Origin of the sequence: Caulobacter sp. AP07 (genome assembly GCF_000281955.1) — a bacterium.
In the GTDB taxonomy this organism is placed as follows: domain Bacteria; phylum Pseudomonadota; class Alphaproteobacteria; order Caulobacterales; family Caulobacteraceae; genus Caulobacter.
Genome location: NZ_AKKF01000281.1, coordinates 1 through 4,128 on the forward strand (window position 1 = coordinate 1; position 4,128 = coordinate 4,128).

The 4,128-nt window shown below is 70.9% G+C and carries 6 protein-coding genes; 1 reads left to right on the forward strand and 5 read right to left on the reverse strand.

Features of this window, described 5'->3' with window-relative positions; all coding sequences use genetic code 11:
- Positions 1 to 5: 5 nt before the first annotated feature.
- Entirely contained in the window at positions 6 to 329 is a 324-nt protein-coding gene (locus PMI01_RS23585; RefSeq protein WP_007675374.1) for a glycine zipper 2TM domain-containing protein, read from the reverse strand.
- A 106-nt stretch (positions 330 to 435) separates the two neighbouring features.
- Entirely contained in the window at positions 436 to 1,050 is a 615-nt protein-coding gene (locus PMI01_RS23590) for a TetR/AcrR family transcriptional regulator (RefSeq protein WP_238537111.1), read from the reverse strand.
- Between the two features lie 91 nt (positions 1,051 to 1,141).
- Between PMI01_RS23590 and PMI01_RS23595 the strand changes: the two genes are divergently transcribed.
- Complete coding sequence (locus PMI01_RS23595; protein WP_007675380.1) at positions 1,142 to 1,486, forward strand: darcynin family protein; 345 nt, start codon at positions 1,142 to 1,144, stop codon at positions 1,484 to 1,486.
- A gap of 96 nt (positions 1,487 to 1,582) precedes the next feature.
- Here the strand turns inward: PMI01_RS23595 and PMI01_RS23600 are convergent, their stop codons facing one another.
- The 3 genes from PMI01_RS23600 to PMI01_RS23610 form a co-directional block, all read right to left on the reverse strand.
- Positions 1,583 to 2,539: a DMT family transporter gene (locus PMI01_RS23600; RefSeq protein ID WP_007675383.1), complete on the reverse strand. Its 957-nt coding sequence runs from the start codon at positions 2,537 to 2,539 to the stop codon at positions 1,583 to 1,585.
- Between the two features lie 179 nt (positions 2,540 to 2,718).
- Positions 2,719 to 3,462, reverse strand: a complete 744-nt coding sequence (locus PMI01_RS23605) for an AraC family transcriptional regulator (RefSeq protein WP_007675385.1) — start codon at positions 3,460 to 3,462, stop codon at positions 2,719 to 2,721.
- 18 nt (positions 3,463 to 3,480) lie between these two features.
- Positions 3,481 to 3,942, reverse strand: coding sequence for a hypothetical protein (locus PMI01_RS23610; protein WP_007675387.1), 462 nt, complete (start codon positions 3,940 to 3,942; stop codon positions 3,481 to 3,483).
- Positions 3,943 to 4,128 lie beyond the last annotated feature (186 nt).

Sequence of the window (4,128 nt, forward strand, 5' to 3'; positions counted from 1 at the left end):
TTGTTTTAGCCGTAGCCGCTGTTGTAGCTCGACCCGTAGCCATTGCCGTAGCGGGTGTCGCGATAGCCGCTGGAATAGCGGCGGTCGTAGCGGTCGCCGTGGCCGGTCGAAGCGCCGAGGGCGGCGCCGGCGACGGCGCCGATGGCGATACCGCCCTTGTCGCCGTCCGACAGGGCCGCGCCGGCGATGCCGCCGATCACGGCGCCGAGGATGGCGCGTTCGGTCTTGTTGCTGCGGTCGCCGGCCAGGGCGGCCGAGGCGGGCAGGACGAGGGCGCCGGTCACGGCCGCGGCGACGGCGATCTTCGTGAACTTACCAAAGGTCTTCATGGTGATGCTTCCTTTTCGAAGCGTCGCCAGATCGGAAGAAGTCCGGTGCGGCGCTGTTGAGACCCTTTTCGCAAATCGGCGTTGAACCCGGTCTGAACGGCGGTGTTCAGGTTGCAGTCATGTTGGCGGCGACGCCCAGATAGCCCAGCACGGCGCGCCGGACGCGGGCCTTCAGATCCTCGGACGACGCGCCCTCCCCCCGCCCGGCGGCGTCGGTCAGGGCTCGGGCGATGTGCACCAGGTCGCCGGCCGCCTGGTCGATGTCCAGGCCCGCCAGGTCGTCGCCGGCCCGCAGCAGGACGCCGGCGATGCAGGCCTGTATCGCCGCTTCCGCCTGGGCGGTCTCGGCGTCGAGCGGCAGGCGGGCCTCCTCGAAGTCGAGGATGCGGGCCAGGCGCGGACTGTCCAGCTGGTGGGCCACGGCCACGTCGAGCAGGCGATCGACCGCCGCGCGCCAGGATTCGCCCGGGCGAGGGGCGATCGCCGCCTCGACCTGGGCCGCGAACCCCAGCGCGTCGCGGCGCACCAGGGCGGCCATCACCGCGTCCTTGCCGGGGAAGTACTGGTACAGCGAGCCGACGCTGACCCCGGCCCGCGCCGCGACGGCGTTGGTGTTGAAGGCCTCCAGCCCGCCAGCCTCCAGAATGCGAGCCGCGCCGTCGAGGATGGTCTCCACGGTCGCCGCCGAACGCCGCTGGCGCGGGCGTTTGCGCGGCGCCAAGGGGGGCGTCCGGGGATGCGAGTTGGCCATATCAGAGCAAAAGCTCACATTTCTGAGGCGGTCAAGACCGGCCGCTTCGAGAGAACCTCACATGACCACCCAAGCCCCCGAGACCATGACCGTCTTCATGCTGGTGCGGGCCCTGCCCGTCTGGCTGGCCCTGCCGCCGCCCGAGCGCTTCGCCTTCTTCGACGCCGCCATCCATCCGCTGCTGGCCCAGAACCCGGCCGTGAAGCTGCGGTTCTACGACGCCGAGTTCTACGACGCCCGGGTCAGCGACGTGCTCGTCTGGGAAACCACCGACCAGGCCGCCTATCGCGCCCTCGTCGAGGGCCTGCGCGAGACGCCGTTCTGGGACCACTACTTCCAGATCGTCGACATCCTGCCGGCCATCGAGAACGCCTACGCGACCCACTACGGGATGGAGGCGCTGTAGGCGGGCCGCGGGCAGGGTTGGGGACACACACGCGCCTCGCGGCGTCGCGGAAGAACGTGGAGCGTTCGAAGGCGCGTGTGTGTCCCCGTCCTCGCCCTAGGGGGCGAGTGTGTGTCCCCCGCCGTCGTTCGACGGCCGATGCAGGTGCACCGACCACAGCACCCCGGCCAGCATCAGGACGATGGCCGCCGTCTCCAGCGGCAGTGGCCATCGGCCCTCGTGCAGGAAGCCGTACAGCAGGGCGAACAGGGTCTCGAAGACGATCAGCTGGCCCGACAGGCTGAGCGGCAGCAGGCGGCTGGCGGTGTTCCACAGGCCGTTGCCGATCACCGAGGCCCCCAGGGCGACGGCCAGGCTGACGCCCCAGAACAGCATCCAGGCGCCCTGCGGGTGCGACGCGCCGGGCATGGCGAAGGCCGGGACGATCAGCAGCAGCGACAGCAGGCCGGTGACCACCCCGGTCAGCAGCGACCATTCATGGCCGGTGAAGCGCGGCGTCGCCGCCAGCCGCCGGGCGTTCCACACCGCATAGACCGTCCACACCGCCAGCGCCCCGGCCGCCGCCAGCAGGCCCAGCGACAGCCGCGCCACGCTGACGCCGGCGGCGGTCTGGAAGGCGGCGATATTGATGCAGAGCACGCCTGCGGCGACCAGCAGCAGCGGCGCGGCCAGCCTGCGCAGGGCCACGCCCTCGCCGCGCTTGGCGCCGACCAGGGTGATGGTCACCGGCAGCAGGCCGATGATCAGCGAGGCCGGCGCGACCCCGGCGATCTGCACCGACACCGCCAGGCAGACATAGTAGACGATATTGCCCAGCAGGCTGAGCCCGGCCAGGTCGCGCCAGTCGGCCAGGGTCAGCTTGGCCAGCACCGTCCGAGCGCTGGGCACCAGCAGGGCCGCCGAGGCCAGGCCGTAGCAGACATAGCGCCCGGCGGTCATCTGCAGCGGCGTGAAGGCGGCCAGCAGCTCCGGCGCCAGGAACACCCCGCCCCAGAACGCGCCGGCGACGAGGCCGCAGGTCAGGCCGATCAGGAGGCGTTGCTGGTGAGTCATGGCTGGGAGGTAGCAGAGCGGGGCGCGGGAGGCTTGGCGAAAGCTCTCGGTTGTTGGGCGGGGTCTCTCAAAATCCACTCTCTAAATTCGTCATCCCCCGCTTTATGCGGGGGACCCAAGCGGGGTCGGCCGGCGTGGCTTGGGTCCCCCGAACAAGTCGGGGGATGACGACGGTGGGGTTAACCGCGAGGCCTCTTGCGCCACGCCCCCGGCGTCGTCCCCAGCCGCGCCTTCATCCCCCGCGTCAGCGCGCTCTGGTCCGCATGCCCGGTCCGCAGCGCGATCTCGGCGATCGACAGCGCGGTTTCCGACAGCAGCCGCTGGGCGGCGCGCAGGCGGGTGTCGGCCAGGCAGGCGTGCGGCGACCAGCCGTAGGCCGCCGCGAAGCCCGCGAACAACCGGCTCTGGCTCATCCCCGCCTCGGCGGCCAGGTCCCGGACCGACAGCGGCCGGGCGAAGTCGCGTTCGATCAGGGCGGCGGCGCGGGCCAGGCGCGGATCGATCCTCGGCGGCGCCACGGCCAGTCCGCGCAGCAACAGCGGCGCCCACAGGGCCGCCACCGCGTCCTCCACCTGGCGCGCCGCGTCGCCGCAGATGAAGTCCAGCAGGCCCCGCACCGGCGCGTTGACCGGCAGGAACGCCCGGTCACGCAGGTCTTCGAACGGCGCGATCAGGTCGGCGCCGATATTGGCCACCACGAACAGGTTGTCGCCGCGCGCCGCGAAGGCGTGACGGGTCCCGCAACGGACCAGGGCCGCCTGGCCGGCCTGGACCCGGCCGCCGCGCCCGTCGATCTCCATCTCCAGCACGCCCCGGCGCGGCAGGACGATCTGGTCGAAGTCGTCATGGGCGTGCGGATCGGCGTCGGGACCGTAGTGGCGGAGCGACAGTTGGGCGGCGCGGCTGCCTAATCCCTGATCCATCGCGCCCTCTCCTCCGTCCTAGCCGTGCCCCGGCAGGGCCAACGGCGCGCTGATCGACTCGACCAGTTGCCGAGCCTGCTCGACCGCCGCGTCGATATCGGCCTCGATGAACTCGACCTCGGCGTCCGTCAAAGGATGTGGGGCGGCGATGGTGTCGCGCAAATAGGCGCGCTTCTCGGGCTCGGTCATGGTCCACCAGCCGACGGTGTGGCCTTCCTCGATCACCGCATCGCCCATGGCCAGCAGGTCGTCCTCGTCGAAGATCGGCCGGCCGGGCTGCTCGGGGAACCACTGGCCGTCGTCGGGCAGGAACTGGTCCAGTTGCCTGAGCAGGGCCGCCAGCCACGGGCTGACCAGCAGCGGCTTTTCGTAGCCGTCGCCGAACTTGGCGCGCAGCAGCAGGTCGTACAGCAGGTCCAGGCCCGCATCGCCCTCGAAGGTGACGGACTTGCGCTCGGGGTCGAACCTGAACACCGACATGGGGGCTCCTTGGGGGGTGACGCTTACAGGCTCATAACGTCAGAAGGCGACACTTTCGCCAACGATTCGAAGACCCGCGTTCCGCCCACCCCAATCCGTCATCCCCCGACTTGTTCGGGGGACCCAAGCCACGCCGGCCAGGTCAGCTTGGGTCCCCCGCATAGAGCGGGGGATGACGACGGTGGG

Coding starts and splice junctions, on each gene's coding strand:
- PMI01_RS23595 (WP_007675380.1), top strand. CDS start 1,142: ATGACCACCCAAGCCCCCGAGACCATGACCGTCTTCATGCTGGTGCGG.
- PMI01_RS23585 (WP_007675374.1), bottom strand. CDS start 329: ATGAAGACCTTTGGTAAGTTCACGAAGATCGCCGTCGCCGCGGCCGTG.
- PMI01_RS23605 (WP_007675385.1), bottom strand. CDS start 3,462: ATGGATCAGGGATTAGGCAGCCGCGCCGCCCAACTGTCGCTCCGCCAC.
- PMI01_RS23610 (WP_007675387.1), bottom strand. CDS start 3,942: ATGTCGGTGTTCAGGTTCGACCCCGAGCGCAAGTCCGTCACCTTCGAG.
- PMI01_RS23600 (WP_007675383.1), bottom strand. CDS start 2,539: ATGACTCACCAGCAACGCCTCCTGATCGGCCTGACCTGCGGCCTCGTC.